This is a genomic window from Novosphingobium sp. 17-62-19 (assembly GCF_002256775.1).
Taxonomy (GTDB): domain Bacteria; phylum Pseudomonadota; class Alphaproteobacteria; order Sphingomonadales; family Sphingomonadaceae; genus Novosphingobium.
In genome coordinates this window covers 1-25381 of sequence record NZ_NCII01000092.1, presented here as the reverse complement: position 1 = coordinate 25381, position 25381 = coordinate 1, and the positions used below count along the sequence as shown (strand labels likewise).

Here is a 25381-nt window from a genome sequence, read left to right as displayed (position 1 = left end):
ACCAGGCTGTCGTCATACCTTTCCGACGCTAGCACCGTCAGCGTTCGCCGTTCGTTCGACCCTAGCGTACGTAAAATTCACTTTCGTGCAGTGACCCCTGATTGCGCTGGTGGGGATCGAGATCAAGAACTCGATCCTGCTGGTCGATTTCACCCAGCAACTCGAACGCGAAGGCCTCACCGTCCGCGCCGCCGTTGAACGCGCGGGCGAATTGCGATTCCTGCCCGTGCTGCTCACCTCAATCACGGCGATTGGCGGCCTCCTCCCACTGGCGCTGGCTGACAGCGGATTGTTCTCGCCGATGGCCATCGCGATGATCGGCGGTCTGATCGCGTCTACCGTGCTCGCCCGCGTGGCAACCCCGGTCATGTATCTGCTGCTCGCAGAAAAGCCCGCAGGAGCAAACTCATGAAACGCCTCGCGCTTCTCCCCCTAACGGCACTCGCCGCCTGCACCGCCGGGCCGGATTATGCCCCTCCCGCAGTGCAAGTCGCCCCCGCATGGCGCGCGCCGTTCAGCCCCGACCAAGCCCAGACGCAGCCTTGGTGGAAAGGCTTTGCCGACCCTGTCCTCGAACGGCTCGAAACCGAAGCCCTCGCCGCCAACCTCACCATAGAGCAAGCGCTCGCCCGCCTCGATCAGGCCCGTGCAGCCGCCGGAGCCGCCAGCGCCGCACGCCTGCCCGCCGCGCAAATAGATGGCACTGCCGCGCGCGCACAGCAGTCGCTGAATTCCGGCCTCGGTCAACTTTCGCGCTATGTCCCCGATCTGCCGCGCACGGTGGACAGTGGCAACGCCACGCTCAACGGCTCATGGGATCTTGATTTCGCCGGAGGCCTCAGGCGTCGGCAGGAAGCTGCCCGTGCCAGCGTGGACGAGGCCGAAGCGGGCGTCGCCGCCGCGCGCCTCGCCGTTTCCGCCGAGCTCGCCCAAGCCTACTTCCGCCTGCGCACAGCCGAAGCCCAGCGCGCCGCGCTGGGCCAGATGGAAAACCTCGCGCGCGAACGCCGGCGCATTATGGCCGCACGCCTCGCCGCTGGAGCCACATCCCAAGTCGAGGCCGAACGCACCAGCGCCACCGCCGAGCAAGTCGCCGCCGCGCGGCCTGAAACACTCGCCCGGATCGAGGCAGAGCGCGCGCGCATCGCAGTTCTGGTCGGCCGCTCGCCCTCGCTCCCGCCAGACCTTGCGGGCAGCTTCACCGCGCAAGCGCCCGATCCAGTCGCAGGCCTACCCGCCGCCGTCCTGCGCGCCCGGCCCGATGTCGCCGCTGCCGAAGCGCGCCTGGTCGCCGCCAATGCCGCAATCGGCGCAGCCATGGCGGAATATTGGCCCAGCCTCTCGCTCGGCGGCTTGATCGGCTTTCAAAGCAACCGCTTTGGCGAGCTGTTTACCGGCGATTCCGTCGCCATCCAGGGCGCTGCCTCTCTGCGCTGGCGCCTGTTCGATTTCGGCCGCATCGATGCCGAAGTTTCCCGCGCGAAAGGCCATAACCGCGAACTCCTCGCCGCCTATCGCGAGACTGTGCTGCGCGCCACGGGCGACGTCGAAACCGCCCATTTCGCGCTCGCCGCCGCACGCGAAGCTCTCGCACGTGGTGAATCAGACCACGCCCTGCGCCAACGCGCGCGAAATCGCGATACCGCCGCGTTCAAGGCCGGAGCGATCAGCCGCGAAGCCCTGACAGTGTCGGATTCCGCGCTGGCCGAGGCGTCGTTGCGACTGGCTGAACTGAGGGGGCGGCAAGTCGCTGCAATTGTTGATCTCTCTCGTGCACTGGCCTTGCCGACGGACCAATAAAATGACATAGTTCCGGCGTTATTTCAGACCTTTATGGTGCTCTGATACCATGCCGCAACGCTCGCTGCCCCAGTTTGACGAACAGCGCCTGCGGGAAATCGCGGTTCATTTGCGTCGCGCGTTTTCCGTGCCCGAAGATCAGGACATCACCCTTTCCGATCTGACACTTGCTCTCGATTCCCCTGAGCTATCCGCCATTTTCCTCGAAATCCGCGCCTTGCGCGAAGAGGAAATGCGCCGCCTCGAACGCCTTCTGTCGCGGATTGCAGACAACGATCCGTGACAGTGAGCCAAGACCTTTGCTGGTCCACCTCACCGAAGGCCAGCGCAGCGTTCACAAGGCTGCTGAAAGCTTGGTCCCGTAGCCCAAGTGCAGGTCGCTGATAAGGCCTATGCCCCGCACTGGATGCACCACACTTTTCAAGAACGCGGCATCACTGCCTGCATCCCGGCCCAACGCCAACGATACAAGCTGACCACTAACGATCCCGTCACCTGCCGCCAGCGTCATCGCATTGAAAACATATTCTAACCCTGTCCCGGATTTCCCACCGGCCAGAACGAGATATCCGGCGCTTCATCGGCTGGGGCTAACCGCCAAAATCACTGCCACCGCAGGACAAGCCGCAATGTGTGCCCACGCAGGGTGGAATTGATCCGGCGCGGCGGTGGCAAGGAAAACAGATCAGCAATGGATTAGTGTCGGAGCGACACTGATCCATTGCTGATCAGCCCAAGTAAAGCTTTATGGAATGGCGGCCCGCTGCGCGTCAGTCAGGAATATGACATTCCTGCCGGTCGCCTCCGCAAGCAAGCGAGATCCGTTCCAAGTGTATGGTTGCAGGCCAACATCTACCATCATTTTGACGAATTCACCTGATGGTGCCTCCACGATCATTGCTGGCTTGCCACGCCGTATTGTTTCTAATCCACCTCTCGCAACCGCGTCTTCCATTCCCTGAACATCCATCTTGATGATGTCGGGTGTCAGGTTGAAATCGTCGAGTGTCGCGACGTTTACCGTGTGCGTGGCGATTTTGATTTTTGCCGGATCAAACCGTGCCATTGTGTGTGGGTTGATCCACTGCTCAGCCTTTTCTCGCCTAAGCGACGCCAAGCCATCGTAAATAAAATTGCGATAAATCGGGATGTGCAGATCAAATTGACCCGGAGCATCGCCAAGTGCGACGTTTTCAACGCGCACCGTCGGGTCGGCTCTGAACGTGATTTGCAGACGCCGAGACAGTTCAGGGTTTGGTTCGAAAGTGACGATTTGTTCCGGTGCGGCAAAGCGTTGTAGTGCAAATATGCTTTGGCCCCAGTTGCCGCCGATATCTACGGCCAGCCTGCAAGGCTTGAGGTGGGCGAGGAGTTTGAATTCATGGTCAACGAAAAGACCGGCGTATCGCGTGCCGAAATTGTAAAACGAGAATTTCGCGGTGCGGACACCTGGGGCCAACGATTGAAGGTTGCGCAATTCACGTTTAATCTGCCCTTTGGTAGACATTCATTGCCCTTCCCTACGAAATCACAGTTGGTGAACACACCATTCTGCTTGCAAAATGCTATACTTTATCACGATTACCGTCAACAGAATGAGGCACCTGTCCGACGCGACTGTCGATGCTTTTTATGAAGTTCTGTGCCGCGCTGCCGATCTGCCCGGAACCGATCGTGCTGGCATTCTCCGCGCAGGGGGGATGACGCTGCCAGTTCCCTGAACCTAGCGGTGTGGGGTGCTGCTATGACCGGCCACTGGGGTTAGAAATGCGCTACAATGCAAATCAAATGCAGCTTATTCACATAGGTGAATAAACGGATAAGTTGCTGTAATTACTGTACAAGATGGTGCCGACTAGAGGATTCGAACCCCTGGCCCCCTGATTACAAATCAGGTGCTCTACCAACTGAGCTAAGCCGGCCCGCGTGAAGCGTTACGCGCGCCTTAGCGGCACAACTCGCGCTTCACAAGACCACTTACACAGCGCCAAACGTCCAACCCTCGGTCCGCGCAATTTCCGGCGTCAATTCGTGCGGGCGCCACAGGCGTGGATCGTGCGCGACATTGCGCAGCCAAGCGGCGGTGACCACGGCGTCGCACGTGTGGTCGTCCAGCGGATCGGCCAGAGCGGATGGCGCAGACCCTAGCGCTGCCAGCGCCGTGTTCACTTCGCTGGCCGAACGCATCTTAGATCGCGATGCCGTGCGGCCTGCCGCCATTGCGGCAATCGTCGTGTAGATTTCACAGACCACCGGCCCCTTTTTACGCACACCGTCCACCGGCCAGACTGAGATCGCCGCGCCTAAACGGTGCAACATCCTCATCCCCGATAGGCTGGACTTGCCCACTTGCGCCGCGCCCACGAGGTTGAAGTTTGAATAGGGTTTGCAGCCCAGCCGCCGCTGCGCCAGTTCGGTCACGCGAAAGCGCCCCGCGCCGCCGCCAAACTCCCCACCTTCGCGCCCACCATGCCGCCGGAACCATGCGGAAAGCTCAGGGTGATCGACCAGCGCCGAGACCCCGAGATGTGGGTCATCAGCACAGATCCCATCGATCAGCGCCCACAGATCGCGCGCACTGACCGGGCTTTGCGACCAGCCGGGAAAGAACCCGCCACGATCCGCAAAGGGCAGCGAAATGCCAAGGTCCATGCCGACCAGCGCATCATCGGGCAGATCATCACGCAGAAAGGCCATAACTTCCTCGCGTGACCAGCGATGGCCGGGCCGCACAATCTGAGGCGCGGACTTGCCTCGCTTGGCCATGGCCACGGCAATGCCCCTGTGTCGCTCGCCCGCCGCGCCGGACCAGTCGATTGCCACGAAATGGCCGAAGCGGTTCGGCGTCATTTGCCGGTCAAGCCCCGTCGCGCTCGCGTCGCTTGCGGTCCCACCATTCCAGTCGCTTCATCACCTCGCGCTCGAACCCACGCTCCACTGGCGCATAATAGGTCTGCGGTTGCATCCCCTCGGGCCAATAGTTTGCGCCCGAAAAGCCGCCTTCGGCATCGTGGTCGTATTCATAGCCTTTACCATAGCCGATGTCCTTCATCAGCTTGGTCGGTGCGTTCAGGATGTTGGCGGGCGGCATCAGCGATCCGGTTTCGCGCGCAGATTTCCAGGCGGCTTTGTGCGCCATATAGGCCGCGTTCGATTTGGGTGCGGTGGCGATGTAGAGCAGCGCCTGCACGATCGCCAGTTCGCCTTCCGGGCTGCCGAGGAATTCGTAGGCGTCCTTGGCGGCGAGGCATTGCACCAGCGCTTGCGGATCGGCCATGCCGATGTCTTCCACCGCCATGCGCACCAGCCGCCGCAGCACGTAGAGCGGCTCCTCGCCCGCCACCAGCATTCGCGCCATGTAATAGAGCGCGGCCTGCGGATCGGAGCCGCGCACCGCCTTGTGCAGTGCGGAGATCAGGTTGTAGTGCCCCTCGCGGTCCTTGTCGTAAACCGCCACGCGCCGCATCAGGAACTTGCCCAATCCCTCCGGGGCCAGCGGTGCAGGCAGCGACACGTCGAACAGCATTTCAGCCTGATTGAGCAGAAATCGCCCGTCGCCATCGGCTGAGGCAACCAAGGCTTCGCGTGCTGGCGGGGTGAGGGGGAGGCGAAGCCCGGTGATGTCCTCGGCCCGGTCGAGCAGCGTACCCAGCGCGGCTGCATCCAGCCGGTGCAGGATCAACACTTGCGCACGGGAAAGCAGCGCGGCGTTGAGTGCGAACGAGGGGTTTTCGGTCGTCGCCCCCACCAGCGTGACCGTGCCATTTTCCACGAACGGAAGGAAACCGTCCTGTTGCGCGCGGTTGAAGCGGTGGATCTCGTCCACAAACAGCAGTGTGCGTCGGCCGGCCAGCGCCATCGCATCGGCCTCGGCAAAGGCCTTCTTCAGGTCGGCCACGCCTGAAAAGACCGCGCTCAGCGCTACATATCGCATACCGACCGCCTTGGCGAGCAGGCGGGCGATGCTGGTCTTTCCGGTGCCCGGCGGTCCCCACAGGATCATTGATGTGAGCTTGCCCGCAGCCACCATCCGTCCGATTGCGCCTTCCGGCCCGGTCAGGTGATCCTGGCCGATGATTTCGCCCAGAACGCGCGGGCGCAGCCGGTCGGCCAGCGGCGCTTCGGCACTCGCTTCGCGCGGCGGGCGGTCCTGCGGGGGAGGGGCAAAAAGATCGGCCATTTCCGCCGAGATAGGGCGCTCAGCAAAAAATTGCATCAGCCTCTTGCGAAGTTCGTTTAAAGATATATCTTAGACGCATCATGAAAGGATATGAACACATGAAATTCGAACATGGCTGCGATAGACGCGGCCGCCATGCCATGAAGATGATGGCGATGATGGGTGGTCGCTTCGGCGGTCCTTTCGGCAAAGGTGGACCCTTCGGTGAGGATGGTCCGTTTGGCGGGGGTAGCGGTCGCGGTGGACGCGGCGGCGGTCGCCGTGGCGGACGCATGTTTGCCGGTGGCGAGTTGCGCCTGCTGTTGCTCCACCTCGTCGCCGAACAGCCCCGCCACGGATACGATCTGATCCGCGCGGTGGGCGATCTGGCGAGCGGCGAATATGCACCAAGTCCCGGCGTGGTCTACCCCACGCTCAACCTGCTGGTCGATGAAGGTCTGATCGCTGAAGAGGCCGATGAAAGCCCGCGCAAGGCCTTCGCGGTCACCGATGCGGGCCGTGCCGAACTCACCGGGAAGGACGCGGATCTGGAAACGATCCTCACCCGCCTCAAGGCGCTGGGCGAACAGCGTGATCGCGAGGAAAGCCCGCCCGTCCGCCGCGCAATGGGCAATCTCCACGCTGTGCTGCGCAATCGCGCGATGACGCAGGGCTTCGACACCGAAACTGCGCACGCCATCGCCGACATTCTCGACGATGCCGCCCGCCGGATCGAACGCCTCTGATGCTGGTGGAATCGGCGCTCTCGCGGCGCTTTTCCGATGCTCTGGGACATGGTATCCTCTCCCTCAACACAAGGGGGAGGGGGACCATGCAGAACCTTGAATCCACGCCCGCGTGCGTACCGGCCCATCTCTGGGCTGTGGGCGTTATCAGCCTGCTGTGGAACAGCTTCGGCTGTTTCGACTATGCACAGACCAAGCTCGATCCTGTCGGCTATATGATCTCGATGGGCATGGGTGAGGCTGAGATTGCCTACACGCAGGCCATGCCAGCGTGGCTCAGCGTTTTCTGGGCGCTGGGCGTCTGGGGCTCGCTGGCAGGATCGATCCTGCTGCTGCTGCGCTCGCGTCACGCGGTTACGGCGTTCGCCGTTTCGCTGGTCGGCCTGGCGGTCAGTCAGATCTATCAGTTCACCGACAGCACGATCCCGGAATCGATGTATGGCACCGCGATGATCGGGGTGACGGCGGTCATCTGGGCATCGCTGCTGTTCTTCCTGTGGTATGCCAACCGCATGAAAGCCGCAGGCGTCCTGCGTTAACGCCGCTTCTGCTTGGCCTTCTGGCGCACTAGCCGCAAGTAGGTGTCGGCCACGGCCTGGTTGATCCGGTCCCATGAAAATTCGAGGCTTCGCTCCTCGCCCGCCGCGCCGTGCCGTGCGCGCAAGGCAGCGTCCTCGACATAGCTGCGCAGCGCCTCGGCGAACTGCCGCACTGCGCCGGGCGTGATGAGGCGGCCTGATACGCAATCGTCGACAAGGCTCTGGCTCCCCGTTGCCGCCGCCGCCACCACCGGCACTGCGCAGGCCATCGCCTCCAGCGTCACGTTGCCGAATGTCTCGGTGACCGAGGGGTTGAACAACACATCCATACTCGCCACCGCGCGGCCCAGATCAGCGCCTCCCTGAAAGCCGGCGAACACGGCGTCGGGCAGGCGCGCGGCGAACCAATCGTGCGCGGGGCCTTCGCCGATCACCAGCACGCGGTGCTTCACGCCCTTGCGCACCAGTTGGTCGATGGAGTCCGAGAACACGTCGAGCCCCTTTTCCATCACCAGACGGCCAAGGAAGCCGACCACCACCTCGTCATCGCCGATGCCGAGGCTGCGGCGCCATTCCATGCTGCGCGCGCCGGGATGGAAGATGTCGCGGTCCACGCCGCGTGACCAGATGTCGATGTCATAGTTCATGCGCTGGTCGCGCAGCACTTGCGCCATCGATTCCGACGGGGCGACGAGGGCATCGCAGCGCCGGTAGAACCGCCGCATCAGCGCTTCGATTACAGGTTCGATCCACGCCATGTTGTAATAGCGGAAGTACGTTTCGAACCGCGTGTGGACCGAGGCGAGGATGGGGAGTTTGCGATGCCGCGCCCATGACACCGCGCGGTGGGCCACCACATCGGGCGAGGCGACATGGACCACGTGAGGCGCGAACTCTGCCAGATCGCGGCGGACGCGAGGGCTGAGGGCGAGGGGGAAGCGATACTCCGCACGGCCCGGAATGGCGAACGATGGGATGCCGATGTGCGTGCCGGTGGCGGGGAAGGCGGGGTTATCGACCTTGGGGGCATAAACCCGCACGTCCGCGCCCTGCCGCAGAAGATAGCCGACCAAGCGGTTCAGCGCCTGGTTTGCGCCATCGCGGACGTAGTTGTAGTTGCCGCTGAACAGGGCAACGCGCAGCCCCGAAAGTGCGGTGGGGAAGGCGGAGGGATCAGGCTCGGTCATCGCTGCCGCCATAGCCCCGCCGGACATGAATGGCGAGTGACAGCCGCGCCATGGCCCCAAAGAAATTGCGCTTCACCGCAGGTTTCCGCCATTTCAGTCCGATCCGGTGGAGTTCCCGGAAACCTTTTCCGGCCCCGCCGGTTTGAGGCGTTGTGCGCTGCAAGGCGCAGTTAGAAAGAGGAAATTCCATGAGGTTTCAAACACGTTTCGCGTGGCCGCTGGCCGCGTCGGTAGCGCTCGTCTCGGTTCCGGCGCTTGCGCAGGACGGTTCGTCCGATGCGATGGAGAGCACCAGTTCGTATGATCGCGACAGCCACTTCAACGGCATTTACGTGCAGGGCTTCGGCGGCTTTGGCGTCAATGGCGCGAACGGCAACACCTTCGAATTCGATACCGACCGCAACGGCTCCTACAACGAACAGGTGACGACCGTGGGCGGTGCCAACGCATTCTCGCCCGGCTTCTGCAACGGCGCGAAGGGCCCTTCGCGCACCGCAGGTTGTGCGCCGGACAAGGCCGGGGCCGAATATGGCGCCCGCATCGGCTTTGACGCGCGTTCGAGCAACATCGTGTTCGGCGGGTTGATCGAAGGATCGCGCAACGATTCGATCGACCGCTCCACCGCGTTCAGCACCACGCCTGCGTTCTACAAGATCGCCCGTTCGGTGGACTATGCCGTGTCGGCCCGCGGCCGCGTAGGCTTCACACCCGGTGGCGGCGCGCTGTTCTATGGCACCGGCGGCATCAGCTACGCCAAGATCGACCACGATTTCAGCACCAGCAACGGCGCCAACTCGTTCAACGAAGTGAACGACGGCGACATGGTATGGGGCTGGCAGGCGGGGGGCGGCACCGAAGTGATGCTGACCGACAAGCTCTCGCTGGGCGTTGAATACCTCTACAGCCGCTACAAGGATGACAAGTACAACATCGCCGTTGGCCCAGGCACCGCGCCTGCCACCAACCCGTTCCTGCTGAACGGTGGCGGCACGAACATGCGCATTCAGGACAAGTATTTCGACACCCACGCCGTGCGCGCGGTGGTTGGCCTGCGGTTCTGATCAACACATAACGCGCTCCCCGCCGCAAGGCGCGGGGGCGGCGAACCGGAAGAAGCTGCGGTGCGGGAAGCGCCGCAGCTTTTTCGTGTGCGGCGCGGCCCTCAAAGGGATCGCGCAGATCGCTGGCGGAAAGCCCGTCCTCGCCCTGAAAAGGAGAGGGGGGTTTACACAGTTTACACTGTCCTGCGGAAGAATTGGAATCGATCAGTTGGACGTGATTGATCGGTTTTTTCGATTGATCGGCGCGGCGTTCTGCGGCGGCGCGGGCAGGGGCGAGGGCTGAGCGTGGGGCGAGGTGCGTCATGCCTCAGAGGCTATGTCAGTTGGGCGTTTGTAGGACAGGGGTTTTTGTGGGCATCAAAACTTCCAAACGTAGATTATGTGTTTTCTTCAACCTTGGAATCAGATTTTTCAGATTGCGCATCCTTTTTGAGAGGATCACGATCCGACTACGAATTGGTTTTCCTATGTGGATTCGTCGTCTTTTTGTTTTGATTGCTCAATGAATGTGCGAATAGCTTGCTCAATTTCATCCTCGGAAAAGCGCACACGTCGACCTTGTACACTTATGTTGCGAACTGCGCTTTTGCATAGCGCATAGACCACATTTGCAACTACACCTGAGGATACTCCAAGTGAAAAAGAAACTGCGAGTGTAACTAGCTGCGCCTGATCAAAGCCAAATCCGTCAACAATTTCACGGATTTCCATATGCCCGCCATTGAAATGAAAAATCGCCCCGACTTTATTAAGGGAAAATGCATCTGGCGTTTTGTCGAAATCGTCCTCGTCGAATTCAAGCTCAAAGATGATTTCTTGATATTTCACAGGTTCTTCCACCATTTATACTCCTCTTTCCAAGTGTCAAACTCTGGATCGAATAGGGAGTTTCGAGCCTGCTTCCCCTGATCTCCAGAGCGTGACGCACCCAAATGAGCCCAAAGATCAAGTACTGATTGCCCACCGTGTTCACGTAATAAGGCAGTCAGAGAAATAAGTATTATGTGCCCACGCTCTGCGATTAGGTGTTCAACAGCAGATATTTCTTTTCCAAAAAGCTTATACAGTGCTATACGCCGGGTGTTAATAGCTAGATCATCTAAATCGAGAGACCTTCCGCGAATGATCCGACCTGTGACAGCTTCGCCGATCTGGTAACGAAACAACCAGCGTGTAGCTATCCAAATCATGCCAACCGAAAATTCATTTGTCCGTGCCGATTTTTCTGTAAGATGTTCGTAAGCAAATTGGTCAGCTTGAATTTCAATCTGGGTTCTCTCTTCTAATGTACGATTTTTAATATCAAAATGGTCAAAACGTAAGTGCGCGTATTCGTGTGCAAGAATAAATCGCAATTGAATTGCAGTTATTTGCAATATAAATTCAAATGATGTACTGTGATTTGTTCCCGAAAAAGGCATAAAATGCGGGTAGACATTATCTTGGGCCATAACCCAGTAAGGAAAAAATGCTCTAGCCATTTCCTGCAGGTTTGGGTCTCTCCCAAAAAGCTTCATTTGGGCAAGAGTTGTGGTGCGTTGCGCTTTGGGTAACGCGTTCAGCTCCGCAAAAACTTCTGACAAGTCAGTGTCGATAAGCGAAAAAAGCGCACAGTTCATGTGCAGCAACATCTCGCGGGTCAGCAACGACATTTCAATCCGTCCACAGCGTCTTGTCCTCGCGTGTAAGCGAGGAGTCATTGTAGGTGTAAGGTTTGCCGCTGCTGAGGCTGGGTAGAGTTGCCGTAACTCCTCCAAAGATTTTTCCATATCCTGTGCAAACCAACGCGGGGCGACCGGGAAACCAGTCTGAACGTGAATAGCCAATAGTCCGAATGACATCCGAAGTGCGTATCGACGCCAATTACGATGCATCTCATGCAATTCAGGATTTTTCTCGCCGACTGGACGAACAATTGATCTGCACTGCAGGTAGTACAAGCCTTGGAGCTCCGACAGACTTGCATCTGACTGGGTGAGCGACATCGCTGACGCAAAATCTTTCACTGACAGGTTTAGTGCCCCGCTCTCAATGAGTGCGAGATATCCATCCGCGTCCAGTAAGTAAGGCGTGTCGATCTGAAGGCCTGTGCGCTGAAAGTTGTTCACGTTGCGATAACTACATTCTTTGGGTAGGCGATGATAGATGGAATTGAGAGTTAGTTGCATAAATGCAGATCAGGATGGGTCGTTGCAGCGGATGAAACCAGGCTACAAACAGCTCCGACAGTCAAGATACAGTACTGCCGACCTGTCTGGAAAACCTTAAAAGTCGACCATGTGACTTTGCTACTGGCACAACTGGGCCCACCCCCGGCCCCTCCCGCTTGCGGGAGGGGAGGTCAAAGAGAAAGGGCGGCCATTTCTGACCGCCCTTTCGTGTTTCCTTATGCCGCTTCCTTCTTCCGCGAGGCCTTCTTGCGCTCGTTCGGATCGAGGATCGCCTTGCGCAGGCGGATGGACTTTGGCGTCACTTCGACCATTTCATCGTCATCGATGTAGGCGATGGCCTGTTCCAGGGTCATGACCTTGGGCGGGGTGAGGCGGATGGCGTCGTCCTTGCCGGTCGAACGGAAGTTCGTCAGCTGCTTGGACTTCATCGGGTTGACTTCGAGATCTTCGGGCTTGGCGTTTTCGCCGATGATCATGCCTTCGTACAGCGGCGTGCCGACGCCGACGAACAGGATGCCGCGTTCTTCGAGCGGGCCGAGGGCATAGGCGTTGGCTTCGCCATTGCCGTTGGAGATCAGCACGCCGTTCTTGCGGCCTTCGATCTTGCCTTTGTGCGGACCGTACTTTTCAAACAGGCGGTTCATGATGCCGGTGCCGCGCGTGTCCGACAGGAATTCGCCGTGGTAGCCGATGAGGCCGCGCGACGGTGCCGAGAAGGTGATGCGGGTCTTGCCGCCGCCCGATGGGCGCATATCGGTCATTTCCGCTTTGCGGATGGCCATCTTGTCAACCACGGTGCCCGAATATTCATCGTCCACATCGATCATGACGGTTTCGTATGGTTCGAGCAGGCTGCCGTCCTCGTCCTTCTGGAACAGCACGCGCGGGCGGCTGATGCCAAGTTCGAAGCCTTCGCGGCGCATGGTTTCGATCAGCACGCCCAGCTGAAGTTCGCCGCGCCCGGCCACTTCGAAGCTGTCCTTGTCAGCCGATTCGGTGATGCGGATGGCGACGTTCGATTCCGCCTCACGCTCCAATCGGTCACGGATCATGCGGCTGGTAACCTTGCTGCCTTCACGGCCCGCCATCGGAGAATCGTTCACGGCAAAGCGCATCGACAGGGTTGGCGGATCAATCGGCTGCGCCTTGATCGGCACGGTCACTTCTGGTGCGGCGATGGTGTTCGATACGGTAGCGACGGCAAGGCCGGCGAGCGAAATGATGTCACCTGCCTTGGCTTCATCAACCGGCACGCGATCACGCGGCCAAGGAAGTTATCACGATCCAGCAGCGTGGCGAGGAAGGTGAAGGGCGCGTCTTCATCAAGGTTTGGCGGCGATACGTGATCGACGATGAGCTGGAACATGGGGTCCAGCGTGCCTTCGCGGCGATCAGGATCGGTGCTGGCATAGCCATTGCGGCCCGAGGCATAAAGCACGGGGAATTCAAGCTGTTCGTCGTTCGCATCAAGGGTGACGAAAAGGTCGAACACTTCGTCGAGCACTTCCTGAATGCGTTCATCAGGACGGTCGACCTTGTTGACCACGACGATGGGCTTGAGGCCCAGCGCCAGCGCCTTGCCGGTGACGAACTTGGTCTGCGGCATGGCGCCTTCGGAGCTATCGACCAGCAGGATCACGCCGTCGACCATGCTCAGGATGCGCTCAACCTCGCCACCGAAGTCGGCGTGGCCGGGGGTGTCGACGATGTTGATGCGGATGCCGTTCCATTCGATCGAGGTCGGCTTCGCAAGAATGGTGATCCCGCGTTCCTTTTCCAGATCGTTGGAATCCATCGCGCGCTCTTCAACGCGCTGATTGTCACGGAAGGTGCCGGACTGGCGGAAGAGCTGATCGACGAGGGTGGTTTTGCCGTGGTCGACGTGGGCGATGATCGCGATATTACGCTGCTGGGCGGACATGAAAACGGGCCTTCGGTTGGAATCGGCAGGAGTCGGCACAAGCGATGGCTCGCTCCGGTATCGGCGCGCGCATAGAGGAGATTGTGCGTTGCGGCAATAGGCGGCGGGTGTGGCCGGTTTGCCACAATGCATGAAAATGCATGACCTGTGCGGCGGCATTCAGAGTGCTACGATTGTTTGGGCGATTGCAAGCGCTTATCAAAGGGGCAGGGAAACAAGGATGACCTGCCGCCACACGATGGCGCCTGAAGCCCGGCACTCGCGGCCGGGCCGGACTTTAAGGAACAGGATCGCAATGACGTTGAAAATCGCCGGTCGCACCGGTCAGGCCGCGCTTCTTGCCGGAGCTTGCGGGTTTGCTTTGGCCTTCTCCGCCAGCGCGCAGGCACAGGATGTTGAGATGGCGCAGCCGGCCACCGATATGCCCGAACCTGAGGCGAGCGGCAACGAGATCATCGTCACGGCGACCAAGCGCGCGCAGACCTTGCAGGACGTGCCGGTGGCGGTATCGGTCACCAGCGCGCGGACGCTGGAACAGGCGCAGATCCGCGATCTGAAGGATCTCGTCAGCGTGGTGCCATCGCTGCGCGTGACCCAATTGCAATCGAGCGCGAACACCAACTTCATCATCCGTGGCTTTGGCAACGGGGCGAACAACGCGGGGATCGAGCCTTCGGTCGGCGTGTTCGTGGATGGCGTGTACCGCTCACGCTCGGCCGCGCAGATCGGCGATTTCCCCGATGTGCAGCGCATCGAAGTGCTGCGCGGTCCGCAGTCCACGCTGTTCGGCAAGAACGCCAGCGTGGGCGTGATCTCGATTGTGACCGATACGCCCAAGTTCCAGTTCGGCGGGAATGTCGAGGCGGTTTACGGCAATTACGATGCGATGATCCTCAAGGGTGTGGTCACCGGGCCGGTGAGCGAGCAGCTGGCCGTCAGCCTGGCGGGCGGGCTGAACAAGCGTGCCGGCTACAACGAGGATCTGGGGACCGGCAACCGCACCAACGAGCGCGACCGCTGGTTCGTGCGCGGGCAGGCGCTGTGGGAGCCGAATGCGCAGATGCGCGTGCGGCTGATCGGTGACTATTCGAAGATTGATGAGCTGTGCTGCGGCGTGGTCAACCTGCGCCCATCGGACGCCACGCTGGCGATCCGCGCGCTGGGCGGACAGGTGAACGCGCCGAACGAGGTCTATGCCGACCGCGTCTATTCGAACATCGATTCAACCAACAATATCGAGAACTGGGGCATTTCGGGGCAGGTCGATTATGATCTGGGGCCGCTGACGTTCACCTCGATCACCGCCTATCGCGGCACCGAGGCGCTGACCAATCAGGATTCGGACTTTTCCAGCGCAGACCTGATCGGGTTCAACGCGCAGGACCAGTCGATCAAGACCTTTACGCAGGAACTGCGCGTGGCCACCAACATGGACGGCCCGCTGAACTTCCTGCTGGGCGGGTACTATTTCAACGAGGATATCCGCCAGACCAACCAGATCGGCTGGGGGGCGGATGCGCGCAATTATGCGGACTTCATCATCCGCGGCCTGACGCAAAACACACAGTCGCTGCCGAGCATCGAAGGCACGATCACCGCGCTGACCGGCACCAACTACACCGGACGCTTCTTTACCGAAGGGCAGAAGCTGGATGAACGCTATCGGTTGAAGAACGAGGCCTATTCGTTCTTCGGGCAGGCCGATTTCAAGGTGGGTGACCGGATCACGGTGACCGGTGGTTTGAATTATACCAAGGACGCCAAGGACTTTGCGGCTTCGTCGATTTCGTCCGACGTCTTCGCCAACCTTGATCTGGTGCAGATCGGCGGAACCGCGCTGAGCCGCACATTCGTGTCGACTGCGCTTGGCACCACCGATCCGGCTGCGATTGCGGCCTTCGCCCAAGGCAATCCGGGCCAGTTTGCCGCCCTGCAAACGCAGGCGGCGGGCTTTGCCGCGCTCAACGCCAACCTTTCGACCACGGCAGCGGCAGCGGATACGAACCCGCTGACGGTGGGCAATCCGCTGCTGGCGTTGCAGCAGCTTCAGTTTCTGCCACCGTTCCTTGCGGTGCCGAACGCTGTGGAGCCGGGCCGCACCCGTGACGACAAGTTCACGTATATCGTGCGCGTGGCCTTTGACCTGACGGACGATATCAACGTCTATGCGAGCTACGCAACGGGCTTCAAAGCCAGTTCGATCAACCTTTCGCGCGACAGCCGCCCTGCGCCGTCTGACCGGGCCGCATTGGTGGCAGGCGGCCTCACCGTGGTCAACCAGACCTATGGCAGCCGCTTTGCCGGGCCGGAAAGTTCTACCGTCTATGAAATCGGCCTGAAGGCGGATTGGGGCCTTGTGACGGCGAACCTTGCTGCCTTCGATCAGCGGATCAACGGGTTCCAGTCGAACACCTTCACAGGGTCTGGCTTCGTACTCGCCAATGCGGGCAAGCAGTCGGTGCGCGGGCTGGAGTTTGAAGGTACTGTGAAGCCTGCCAAGGGGCTACAGTTCAACGTCGGCATGACCTATCTTGAGCCGAAGTATGACAGCTTCATCCTCTCGGCCGTGGGTGATCTGTCCAAAACGCGCCCCGCCGGCATTCCGGCGATCTCGTCCACTTTTGCGGCGACCTATGACCATGAGTTCAATGGTGGCCACCACCTGATCCTGCGCAGCGATTTCCACTATGAATCGCCGGTGCAGATTGCCGAAGGTTTGCCCGGCTTCCTGGATGGCGGCACCCGCGTGGCAATCGCCGCAGCGCAGCCCTATCGCCGCGAGGTGAATGAACTCAATGCATCGATCAGCTGGGTGCTGCCGATGGGCCTCGAATTGACCGCATGGGGCCGCAACCTGACCGACGCGCGGTATCTGCTGTCGATCTTCGATACGCCTGCGCAGCCCGGTTCGATCTCGGGCTATACCAGCCAGCCGCGCACTTATGGCGTGGCAGCACGCTACCGGTTCTGATCTGCAAGTGCAGTTTGGCCTGATACGATGTTGGGGAGAGGGGAAGGGGGCCGAAAGGCTCCCTTCTTCGTTCAGCGCACTGCTTCGGTAACGGGCCGGGCGTGCAGCGGCGGAAAGGCGGATTCCAGTGGCTTGGTGTCGGGCAGGATGTAGACATAGCCGCCCTTTTTGCCGAACAATTGAGCGATCTTGCCGTTGTAGATGGCTTTGGGGACGTTGATGCAACCGTAAGTCACGCGGTTGTCGTCAATTTCGGGTGAGAGCATCCGCTTTGTGCGGTTTTCCTTGTTGCCCGATGGGATCGTGTGGATCGCCACTGAAGTGGCATAGTCTACCCACAACACTTTGGTGTTACCCGCTGCGCGCCCGAATTTTGCCAGATAGCGACCAGCAGGGGTGGTTTTTTCGGCAGGGCCAATCTCGGAAAGCTTTTTGGTGCCGACGCCGGGCGTTGCTTCATCGCCTTCGGCGATGCCGATCAAGACGGGGCCGGTGGCGACCGGTTTGCCACTGGCATCATAGACAAAGATCGTTGCGGCGGGCTTGTCTATCACGATGTAGGGCAAGGAATGGTTATCGCCGCTGTCAGCCACCCAACTGGTCACGCGCTGTGCAGCGAGTGTGAGCGGTGGCAGCTCCACCGGCGGAGCTTCGACCTTCTTGCGCGGCGCAGCTTTCTTCTTGGCGGCTTTGATCTTGACGGGTGCGGCAAATGCATCGTCGGTCATCGGTGGTGATGCAACCAGCGCCAGTCCAGCCAGCGCGACCAAAGCTTTTATCATCGGATCTCGTTCTCGATCTCTATTGCGGACTATGGCGCGGATGCCGGACGGGCGACCGGCGGCTGCGGAAAGTACCGCAAGCGCCCGCCCGGCGGGGGAAAACTTGGAAGTCCGGCTTAGTTCCGGGCGCGCTTTTGCTGGTTCTGCATCTGCATCATGCGCTGGTCCACGCTGTCGACGCGTCCACCAAGCTGGTCGAGGCGCTGGGTGTTGGTCTGGGCTTGTGCATTGGCGGCCTGAGCCTCGCTGCGGGCGGCCTGAGCAACGCCGTCAGTTGCCTGAAGCCGACCTTCGACACCATCAATGCGCTGGTTGACCGTGGCGATCTGCTCGTTGACGTAACCTTTGGTGGCGCAACCGCCGAGGCCGAGCGAACCTGCAAGAATGGCGACGGCGGGAATGATTTTGAGAGACGGCGACATAAATTCTCCTTTTATGGTTTTTTGCGAACCGTCGCGGCAACGCTCCGTTGGAGAAAACGGGCATCGCTGAATCGCTGGAAAGTGTAGGTTTGCCGCTGAGTTGAGGAAACTGTGCGCCGTGCGCGACAAGGTGTTTGCGGGTCGATCAGCGGACCGATTTGCGAGGTCTGTTCGGCGCATCGTCCTTTGCGTGTTGGCGATGCGAAAAGGGCGCGCCTTGCGGCACGCCCCTTGCGTTGTTCAGCGATTGCCGTTCGCGCTTATTTTGGCGCGAGGACCATCAGCATCTGGCGGCCTTCCATACGGGGGAAGGCTTCGACCTTGGCGATTTCCGCCACGTCGTCCTGCACCTTGCGCAGCAGGTTCATGCCCAACTGCTGGTGCGAAAGTTCGCGGCCACGGAAGCGCAGGGTGATCTTCACCTTGTCGCCATCCTCAATGAACCGGATCACGTTACGCATTTTCGTATCGTAATCGTGGTCATCGATGTTCGGACGCATCTTGATCTCTTTGATCTCCTGCGTCTTCTGGCTCTTGCGCGCGAGATTCGCCTTCTTCTGCGCCTCGTAGCGGTACTTGCCCACATCGAGGAACTTGCAGACCGGCGGGTCAGCGTTCGGGGAAACTTCGACGAGATCAAGGCCGACTTCAGCCGCCTGCTCGATCGCTTCGCGGGTGTACATTACACCCAGGTTCTCACCATCACCGTCAATCACGCGCACCTTTGGCACGTTGATCATCTGGTTGAAGCGAGGCCCGCTCTTGACGGGGGGCGCCATACTGCGCCTCGGTGGGGGAGCTATAGTGCTTTCTCCTGCAGTTTATACGAATATACGATTGGCGCGCTCATATCACAATGCGCAGGGTTTTAAAGGCCCGGTTTGCGGGAAGTTCCGATTGCAGATCAGGTGTTGCACAAATCTGTGGGAATGGTGCGGTCATGCCGCCGCGCGCCACAGTGCAAAGCGTGCAAGCTTTTCACCCGCAGGCACAATCGCGTCGATGGCGCGGGCGGGTTGAAGCGCTGCAAGAATGGTCGGATCGCCTGCGTCCATGCCGCCGCTCAACGCGCCAAAAGCGGGCAATATCAGGCGGTTCTCGCTGGCGACGGCGCAGGGGCGGGCGATGGAGCGACCTCGCACGGTCACGCGCAGCTTAGGGTGGAAGTGGCCGGACACTTCAGTATCGGCACTGCCATTACGCGCAATGTGGCGCAGTTTGAGGCCACGAATGTCGAGGTCATCGACCACCGTTCCGCCCGGTGCGGCGGCGTCTTCATCGTGGTTTCCGGTGATCCAGACCCAGTCAGTCGCGCGTGTCAGGGCATCGAGCATACCGGCTGCGTGGGGTTCCATGCGTGCCACCGCGTTGGCATCGTGGAACGAGTCGCCAAGGCAGAACACGCGCCGTGCGCCGGTCTCACGCACTGCTCCCGCCAGCCGTTCCAGCGTGGCGCGGCTGTCATAGGGCGGGAGCATCTGTCCGTGCTTTGCAAAAAAGCTGGCTTTTTCAAGATGCAAGTCCGCCACCAGCAGCGCGTTCTCCTCAGCCCAGAACAGCGCGCGCGCTGCGCCGAGGCGGAATTCCTGAGAGGCGAACGAAAAGGGAACCATTGCTTCCCCTTGCCGGATCGCAAAACCCTTGGCAAGTCCGTCACCATGACTGACTGGACTCAACACACCGCCCGCGCCCGCACCTGGTTCGAATCCCTGCGTGACCGCATCTGTGCCGAATTCGAAGCGATTGAACGCGAGGCAGGGTCTGATGCCTCGTTCCAATATAAGCCGTGGAATCGCGAGCATGAGGGCGAGGCCGTGGCAAATGGCGGCGGCGGCGTTCAGGGGCTGATGAAGGGCAAGGTGTTCGAGAAGGTCGGCGTGAACGTCTCGACCGTGCAGGGCGAGTTTTCCAAGGAGTTTGCCGGATCGATCAATGGGGCTACCGCTGATTCGCCCGGCTTCACTGCCACGGGGATCAGCCTTGTTGCGCACATGGCCAATCCGCACGTGCCCGCCGTCCACATGAACACGCGCTTCCTGACGACCAGCAAAGCGTGGTTCGGCGGGGGCGGCGATCTCAACCCGCCGATCCCTTATGAAGAGGACACGGCAGAGTTCCATGCCGAGTACAAGGCTGCGTGTGACAAGCACGATGCGGAATACTACCCGAAGTTCAAGAAGTGGGCGGACGACTACTTCTACATCCCCCACCGCAAGGTGCATCGCGGGGTAGGGGGTGTGTTCTACGACCATCTAGAATGCGCTGACGACGCGGCTTTCGATGCCAACTTTGCCTTCACGCGCGACATCGGCGATGCTTTCATCAACGTCTTTCCGGCTCTGGTGCGCAAGCGCATGGGCTTGGCATTCAACGATGCCGAGAAGCTTCAACAGTTGCAGTATCGCGGGCGCTATGCCGAATTCAATCTGGTGTGGGACCGGGGCACGCTGTTCGGCCTGAAGACCGGCGGCAACATCGACGCGATCCTGATGAGCCTGCCGCCTGAAGCGGTTTGGAGCTGAAGTGATCGAAGCAGAAGGCCCGCCGCTGGGCCATGGGTATCACAATGTCGCTCCTGGCGATCTGGCCTGCGTGGTCACAGCGCTGGAAATGCTGGAACCGCCCGCCGCCTTGCGCCGCCTGACGCCTGAGGCGGATGTGCCTGTGCAGATCGTGCGGTGGAAGGACGCCGCGCCTGAAAAATACCGCCTGCTCTATCAGCGCGTGGGTGGCCCGTGGCTGTGGTGGACGCGGTTGGGGCGGAGCGATGCGGAAATCGCCGAGATTATCCACGATCCGCGCGTGCATCTTTATGCCGTGGTGGACCGGGCGCGGGTGGAAGTGGGCATGGTGGAACTGGACTTCCGGGTGAACGGGGAATGCGAAATCGTGTTCTTCGGCCTGATCAAGGGCGCGACCGGCAAGGGGCTTGGCCAGTGGCTGATGCGCAAGGCGCTGCAACTGGCGTGGGCGCCGGGCGTTGCCCGCGTCTGGCTGCACACCTGCACCACCGATGATCCGCGCGCGCTGCCGTTCTACCAGAAGCAGGGCTTCGAACCGTTCGCGCGTTTTGTGGAGATACTGCCCGACCCGCGCGCGGTCGGACTGTTGCCGCAAGACATCGGCAGCGCTCCGATCATCCTGTGATCTAGCAACTCGATTGCATTTACGAGGTATTCCCCCTTGCAGGTTTGCCCTGCTTGACGCCATTTAGGGCCAGATGCTCCGCCAGTACGAACTTGTCGAACGTGTGCTTGCCTATGATCCCGATGCGGACGAGGCGATGCTCAACCGTGCCTATGTCTATACCGTGCAGAAACACGGCAGCCAGAAGCGCGCCAGCGGTGACCCCTATTTCTCCCACCCGGTAGAAGTGGCGGGCCTGATGACCGAGCTGAAGCTCGATCAGGACACGATCATCACCGCGCTGCTTCACGATACTGTCGAGGATACGCTCGCCACGGTGGAGGAGATCGAGCGCCTGTTCGGCCCCAATGTGGCGCGGCTCGTCGATGGCGTGACCAAGCTGTCGAAGATCGAAACGATGAGTGAGAGCGAGCGCGCGGCCGAAAACCTGCGCAAGTTCCTGCTGGCGATGAGCGAGGACTTGCGCGTCCTGCTGGTCAAGCTGGCCGACCGTATGCACAACATGCGCACGCTCCACTATATCAAGAGCGAGGACAAGCGCCGCCGCATCGCGCGCGAAACCATGGATATCTACGCCCCGCTGGCCGAGCGGGTGGGCATGTACGAATATATGCGCGAGATGCAGTTGCTCGCGTTCGAGCAGCTTGAGCCTGAAGCTTATGCCACGATCACCGGCCGCCTTTCTGCGATCCGCAGCGAGGAAGGCGCGCAGGTTGATTCCATCGCGCTGGAAGTGAAGCAGGCGCTGGCGGGCGTCGGCTTGCGCGTCGAAGTTTCAGGCCGCGAAAAGCATCCCTATTCGATCTGGCGCAAGATGGCCGAACGGCACGTGTCGTTCGAACAGATCACCGACATCATGGCCTTCCGCGTGCTGACCGAGAACGAGGACGATTGCTACAAGGCGCTGGGCATCCTGCACCGCCAGTGGCAGATGATTCCGGGGCGGTTCAAGGACTACATCTCCACCCCCAAGATGAACGGCTACCGTTCGCTCCATACCGCGCTGATCTATTCCAACGCGATGCGCGTGGAAGTGCAGATCAAGACGCGCGAGATGCACGAGCTGAACGAATTCGGCCTCGCCGCGCACTGGGCCTACAAGCAGAGCGACAAGCCCGATGGGCAGGTGGGCTGGCTGCGCGACCTGATCGAAATTCTCGAATCCAGCCACGATGCCGAAGAGCTGCTCGAAAACACCAAGATGGCGATCTATCAGGATCGCATCTTCGCTTTCACGCCCAAGGGATCGCTGTTCCAGTTGCCCAAGGGCGCAACGCCGATCGACTTTGCCTTTGCCGTCCACACCAATCTGGGCGCGCAGGCGGTGGGGGCCAAGATCAACGGGCGGCACGTGCCGCTGCGCACCACGCTGGGCAATGGCGATGTGGTGGAGATCATCAAGAGCCGCAGTTCCGAACCGCAGCTTTCGTGGCTGGGCTTCGTCGTTACTGGTAAAGCCCGCGCCGCGATCCGCCGCTCCGTGCGCCAGAAGGAACGCGCCGAAGTGGCCGCTATCGGACGCACGCTCTATGAGGAAATCATTGAGCGCCTGCCGACCAAGATCGGCAAGAAGGCGCTGGGCGAAGGGCTGAAGCGGCTCAAGCTGGCGACCGAGGAAGACCTGATGTTCGCCATCGGCTCGGCCAAGCTGGATGACCGGCAGGTGATGGAAGCGCTCGTCCCCGGCAGCGCGGCCAACATTGCCGAGGAGAACTGGCCCAGCCAGAAGCGCGCCATCGCCGTGCGTGGCCTCACCCCCGGCATGGCGTTCAAACTGGCCGCGTGCTGCCACCCCGTGCCCGGAGACCGCATCGTCGGCCTGCGCCGCCCCGGCAAGGGTGTGGAAGTCCACGCGATTGACTGCATGAAGCTGGCCGACGGGGTCGATGCCGACTGGATCGACCTGTCATGGGACGCCCGCACCGACGGCGCCATCGGCCGATTGCGCGCAGAGCTATACAACCGCCCCGGCACACTGGCCGAAATGGCCGGCATTTTCGCCAAGAACCACGCCAACGTGGTCAATCTGGAAATGACCCAGCGCGAAAACCCGTTCCATACGTATGAGGTGGACTTGGAGGTGCGCGATCTGGCGCATTTGACGCGGATTGTCAGCGCGTTGCGCGCGAGCGAGGCGGTGGCGCAGGCGGAGCGGATTTAGGGGGCGTGTGACGATGAGTTCAAAGATACTGGCGTTGGGAATTGCAGCGGGGGCAAGTTCGATCCTTACTGCTTGCGGAAGCGGTGCAGACGCGCAGGGCAGCGGTAGCACACAAAACGCTGCCGACAATCAGCAAGAAATCGAAGGCTACGCCGGAATCAAATTTGGGACATCGCTGAACGAAGCACTGGCAAGCCTAGAAGTACGGCTTTTCAATCCGGCGAGCTTAAACGAATGTCTCAAAGACTTGCCGCTTAAGGGCTGCTTCCTGTCCGGCGATAGAGAGGCCGCGCCCTTCCAAATAAAGGACGGTATCCCTTATCGGATCACCCTGTCGTTCAACCGTCTCGATAAACTAACAGACGTAGACCTGAATTATGACAGGGACGGGGATATCTCGCGCGACCAGTGTTTGGAGATGCACGAGCGCACACTTGACTGGATGGTCCGGGAATATGGGACAATGCGAGCCTCCTTCTCACAGGAAGGACCGGACGAAGCCCGAACAACTCCCGCAAAGAACAGCTACTATGTGGGATCTGAGAAAGATGGATTCTTGGTGACGAGGCCAATGCGGACTGCGGCAAAGGCGGAACCGAACGTGGCAAATCAGCCCATCACAAAATGGGACAATCGGAGATATGCGTCCCTTCTGACCCATTTCATAGTTGTGGATGGAAAGCCCATGTGTGGCGTCAACGTAAGTTTCAGCGAACCGGAATCAGTCGAGCGGCGCAAGGACTAGGGTAAAAAATGCGGTGATCGTTTACTCGATCCTCAAATCGCCCTAGCCCAACCCGCTAACCCACTGCACCAACCAACCCCACCTCCACTGACTGCGCGTTCAGCTCCGCCCCGCCAAAAATCGTCAAAAACGCCACGTCCGCCGCATCGCGGCCTACGCCGATCACCACGGTCTTGGCCGGGTCGGCCATGCCGGTGGCGTCGACCAGATGCCAGCCGCCTTGCAGCCAGACTTCGGCCAGCGCATGGAAATCGGGAGGGGTCACGCCCGGAGCATAGGCGCTGACCATGCGGGCCGGAATGCCCAGGCCGCGCACCAGCGCGATCAGCAGGTGGGCATAATCGCGGCACACGCCCTCGCGCGAAAGGAACGTGTCGAGCGCCGTCGTCGCGCCGTGGCTGGCTCCCGGCACATAGGAGAGGTGGCCCGCGATCCATTCGGTGACCGAGGAGACCATCATCCCGCCGCTCATCCCGCCGAACTGGTCCATCGCGGTCACGTGCAGCGTATCGACCGGGCAATAGCGCGAGGGCAGCAGGTATTCGACCACGCCTGCTGGCAGCAAGGGCAGGGGATCGGCGACGAGCGCGGCCAGCACCGACGCCTGACGGGTGACTGTCACCGTCGCATCATAGGCCACCGTGAAGCCATCGACCGGCTCCAGCCAGATCCGCTCACCCACATTATCATGCGCGGCGATGGCGCGCATCGGTCCGGGGGTGATGTCGTGAGCCATAGGATGCCCCTATCCGCAAGTGTGACATTGGTTCCGGTCAACAGTGCGGAAATCCGGCATTTTTCAGGCCGGACGGGCAATTATCTAGCGGTCGTGACAGGCTGTGCATAGAGCCTGCCAGGCCGGGTGCTAACAAAGATTTCAAGCGCCCTCTGCCGTGCTGGCGCGAGCGCACGGCACGCAATGGTTTTTGACCTTGGGCACGATCTGCGGTATGATCAGTCCGATATGGAGCAGGACCGCGCCGGGTTGTGGCGCGCCGTCCTCCGTTTCTGGTCTCCGGGCGGTTGACGTTACTGACGAAACCGCCTAATCGCGCCTTTCACTCATTTCCGGGCATAGTCTGCGCATTCAGGGTCAAGGCCTTGGAAACCGCAGGTTTTCCGGGATTTCCCGAGTGAGTTTTAGCGATGAGATAGGGCGTGCGACGTGATTCGCATCGTCCTGTGGAGCAAACGGAGAAGCAAGTGGCTCGTATTGCCGGGGTAAATATCCCCACCAACAAGCGCGTTATCATCGCGCTGACCTACATTCATGGTATCGGCGCTCACAAGGCGAAGCAGATTGCTGACAAGCTGGGCATCGATCATGCTCGCCGCGTTCAGGATCTCTCGGACGCTGAAGTGCTTCAGATCCGCGAAGCGATCGATGCCGATCACACTGTGGAAGGCGATCTTCGCCGCGAAGTGGCGATGAACATCAAGCGTTTGATGGACCTCGCCTGCTATCGTGGCCTGCGTCACCGCAAGGGCCTGCCGGTCCGCGGTCAGCGCACGCACACCAACGCCCGCACCCGCAAGGGCAAGGCCAAGCCGATCGCCGGCAAGAAGAAG

23 protein-coding genes, 1 tRNA gene and 1 pseudogene are annotated in these 25381 nt (G+C 60.5%); 12 read left to right on the top strand and 13 right to left on the bottom strand.

The genetic code is table 11. The features are described from left to right. Positions 1-109 precede the first annotated feature (109 nt). From B7X90_RS15215 to B7X90_RS15205, 3 genes are read left to right on the top strand one after another with little or no spacing between them, the layout of a single operon-like run. Complete coding sequence (locus B7X90_RS15215; RefSeq protein ID WP_292625799.1) at positions 110-412, top strand: efflux RND transporter permease subunit; 303 nt, start codon at positions 110-112, stop codon at positions 410-412. Further along, positions 409-1800: an efflux transporter outer membrane subunit gene (locus B7X90_RS15210; RefSeq protein ID WP_292625798.1), complete on the top strand. Its 1392-nt coding sequence runs from the start codon at positions 409-411 to the stop codon at positions 1798-1800. The genes B7X90_RS15215 and B7X90_RS15210 overlap by 4 nt, the downstream gene beginning before the upstream one ends. A 49-nt stretch (positions 1801-1849) precedes the next feature. Next, positions 1850-2083: a hypothetical protein gene (locus B7X90_RS15205; RefSeq protein WP_292625796.1), complete on the top strand. Its 234-nt coding sequence runs from the start codon at positions 1850-1852 to the stop codon at positions 2081-2083. A 462-nt stretch (positions 2084-2545) separates the two neighbouring features. Here the strand turns inward: B7X90_RS15205 and B7X90_RS15200 are convergent, their stop codons facing one another. From B7X90_RS15200 to B7X90_RS15185, 4 genes are all read right to left on the bottom strand, one after another. Continuing rightward, entirely contained in the window at positions 2546-3307 is a 762-nt protein-coding gene (locus B7X90_RS15200; protein WP_292625794.1) for an FkbM family methyltransferase, read from the bottom strand. A gap of 339 nt (positions 3308-3646) precedes the next feature. Beyond that, positions 3647-3722 (bottom strand) — tRNA-Thr (locus B7X90_RS15195). A gap of 55 nt (positions 3723-3777) precedes the next feature. After that, entirely contained in the window at positions 3778-4650 is an 873-nt protein-coding gene (locus B7X90_RS15190; protein ID WP_292625793.1) for a hypothetical protein, read from the bottom strand. 7 nt (positions 4651-4657) lie between these two features. Further along, entirely contained in the window at positions 4658-5980 is a 1323-nt protein-coding gene (locus B7X90_RS15185) for a replication-associated recombination protein A (protein WP_292625802.1), read from the bottom strand. Between the two features lie 98 nt (positions 5981-6078). On the opposite strand from B7X90_RS15185, the gene B7X90_RS15180 reads away from it, so the two are divergent. Together B7X90_RS15180 and B7X90_RS15175 are read left to right on the top strand one after the other, a co-directional pair. Further along, positions 6079-6705 (top strand): PadR family transcriptional regulator, encoded by a 627-nt coding sequence (locus tag B7X90_RS15180; protein ID WP_292625791.1) that lies wholly within the window; start codon positions 6079-6081, stop codon positions 6703-6705. Between the two features lie 86 nt (positions 6706-6791). Then, entirely contained in the window at positions 6792-7244 is a 453-nt protein-coding gene (locus B7X90_RS15175) for a hypothetical protein (protein WP_292625789.1), read from the top strand. Here B7X90_RS15175 and B7X90_RS15170 read toward each other — a convergent pair. Continuing rightward, complete coding sequence (locus B7X90_RS15170) at positions 7241-8431, bottom strand: glycosyltransferase family 1 protein (RefSeq protein ID WP_292625788.1); 1191 nt, start codon at positions 8429-8431, stop codon at positions 7241-7243. The genes B7X90_RS15175 and B7X90_RS15170 overlap by 4 nt on opposite strands. Before the next feature lie 188 nt (positions 8432-8619). Here B7X90_RS15170 and B7X90_RS15165 point away from each other — a divergent pair, with 188 nt between their 5' ends. Beyond that, positions 8620-9492 (top strand): outer membrane beta-barrel protein, encoded by an 873-nt coding sequence (locus B7X90_RS15165; protein ID WP_292625787.1) that lies wholly within the window; start codon positions 8620-8622, stop codon positions 9490-9492. A 465-nt stretch (positions 9493-9957) separates the two neighbouring features. Here the strand turns inward: B7X90_RS15165 and B7X90_RS15160 are convergent, their stop codons facing one another. The 3 genes and pseudogenes from B7X90_RS15160 to B7X90_RS15150 form a co-directional block, all read right to left on the bottom strand. Beyond that, positions 9958-10332 (bottom strand): hypothetical protein, encoded by a 375-nt coding sequence (locus B7X90_RS15160; protein ID WP_292625785.1) that lies wholly within the window; start codon positions 10330-10332, stop codon positions 9958-9960. Next, positions 10317-11600, bottom strand: coding sequence for an ImmA/IrrE family metallo-endopeptidase (locus B7X90_RS15155; RefSeq protein WP_292625783.1), 1284 nt, complete (start codon positions 11598-11600; stop codon positions 10317-10319). Before B7X90_RS15155 ends, B7X90_RS15160 begins: the two co-directional genes overlap by 16 nt. 278 nt (positions 11601-11878) lie before the next feature. Then, positions 11879-13584: pseudogene (locus B7X90_RS15150) on the bottom strand (GTP-binding protein). A 295-nt stretch (positions 13585-13879) separates the two neighbouring features. On the opposite strand from B7X90_RS15150, the gene B7X90_RS15145 reads away from it, so the two are divergent. Beyond that, complete coding sequence (locus B7X90_RS15145) at positions 13880-16555, top strand: TonB-dependent receptor (protein ID WP_292625782.1); 2676 nt, start codon at positions 13880-13882, stop codon at positions 16553-16555. A gap of 71 nt (positions 16556-16626) precedes the next feature. Here B7X90_RS15145 and B7X90_RS15140 read toward each other — a convergent pair whose 3' ends face one another. The 4 genes from B7X90_RS15140 to pdeM all read right to left on the bottom strand — a co-directional run bounded on the left by B7X90_RS15140 (position 16627) and on the right by pdeM (position 19372). Next, positions 16627-17337, bottom strand: coding sequence for a L,D-transpeptidase (locus B7X90_RS15140; protein ID WP_292625780.1), 711 nt, complete (start codon positions 17335-17337; stop codon positions 16627-16629). A gap of 116 nt (positions 17338-17453) precedes the next feature. Beyond that, positions 17454-17759, bottom strand: a complete 306-nt coding sequence (locus tag B7X90_RS15135; protein ID WP_292625779.1) for a hypothetical protein — start codon at positions 17757-17759, stop codon at positions 17454-17456. 260 nt (positions 17760-18019) lie between these two features. Further along, a complete protein-coding gene (gene infC, locus B7X90_RS15130) occupies positions 18020-18538 on the bottom strand; it encodes a translation initiation factor IF-3 (RefSeq protein ID WP_292625778.1) in 519 nt (172 codons plus the stop codon). 159 nt (positions 18539-18697) lie between these two features. After that, positions 18698-19372, bottom strand: coding sequence for a ligase-associated DNA damage response endonuclease PdeM (pdeM, locus tag B7X90_RS15125; RefSeq protein ID WP_292625777.1), 675 nt, complete (start codon positions 19370-19372; stop codon positions 18698-18700). A gap of 45 nt (positions 19373-19417) precedes the next feature. Between pdeM and hemF the strand changes: the two genes are divergently transcribed. The 4 genes from hemF (at position 19418) to B7X90_RS15105 (ending at position 23812) form a co-directional block, all read left to right on the top strand. Beyond that, positions 19418-20281 (top strand): oxygen-dependent coproporphyrinogen oxidase, encoded by an 864-nt coding sequence (gene hemF / locus B7X90_RS15120; RefSeq protein ID WP_292625775.1) that lies wholly within the window; start codon positions 19418-19420, stop codon positions 20279-20281. A gap of 1 nt (position 20282) precedes the next feature. Beyond that, positions 20283-20906, top strand: coding sequence for a GNAT family N-acetyltransferase (locus B7X90_RS15115; protein ID WP_366409728.1), 624 nt, complete (start codon positions 20283-20285; stop codon positions 20904-20906). A 73-nt stretch (positions 20907-20979) separates the two neighbouring features. Then, a complete protein-coding gene (locus B7X90_RS15110) occupies positions 20980-23067 on the top strand; it encodes a bifunctional (p)ppGpp synthetase/guanosine-3',5'-bis(diphosphate) 3'-pyrophosphohydrolase (RefSeq protein ID WP_292625774.1) in 2088 nt (695 codons plus the stop codon). A 13-nt stretch (positions 23068-23080) separates the two neighbouring features. Then, positions 23081-23812 (top strand): hypothetical protein, encoded by a 732-nt coding sequence (locus B7X90_RS15105; RefSeq protein WP_292625772.1) that lies wholly within the window; start codon positions 23081-23083, stop codon positions 23810-23812. 55 nt (positions 23813-23867) lie between these two features. Here the strand turns inward: B7X90_RS15105 and B7X90_RS15100 are convergent, their stop codons facing one another. Continuing rightward, positions 23868-24548, bottom strand: coding sequence for a transglutaminase family protein (locus B7X90_RS15100; RefSeq protein WP_292625770.1), 681 nt, complete (start codon positions 24546-24548; stop codon positions 23868-23870). 467 nt (positions 24549-25015) lie between these two features. On the opposite strand from B7X90_RS15100, the gene rpsM reads away from it, so the two are divergent. Next, the coding region (rpsM, locus tag B7X90_RS15095) for a 30S ribosomal protein S13 (RefSeq protein ID WP_292625769.1) at positions 25016-25381 on the top strand (366 nt) is incomplete at its 3' end.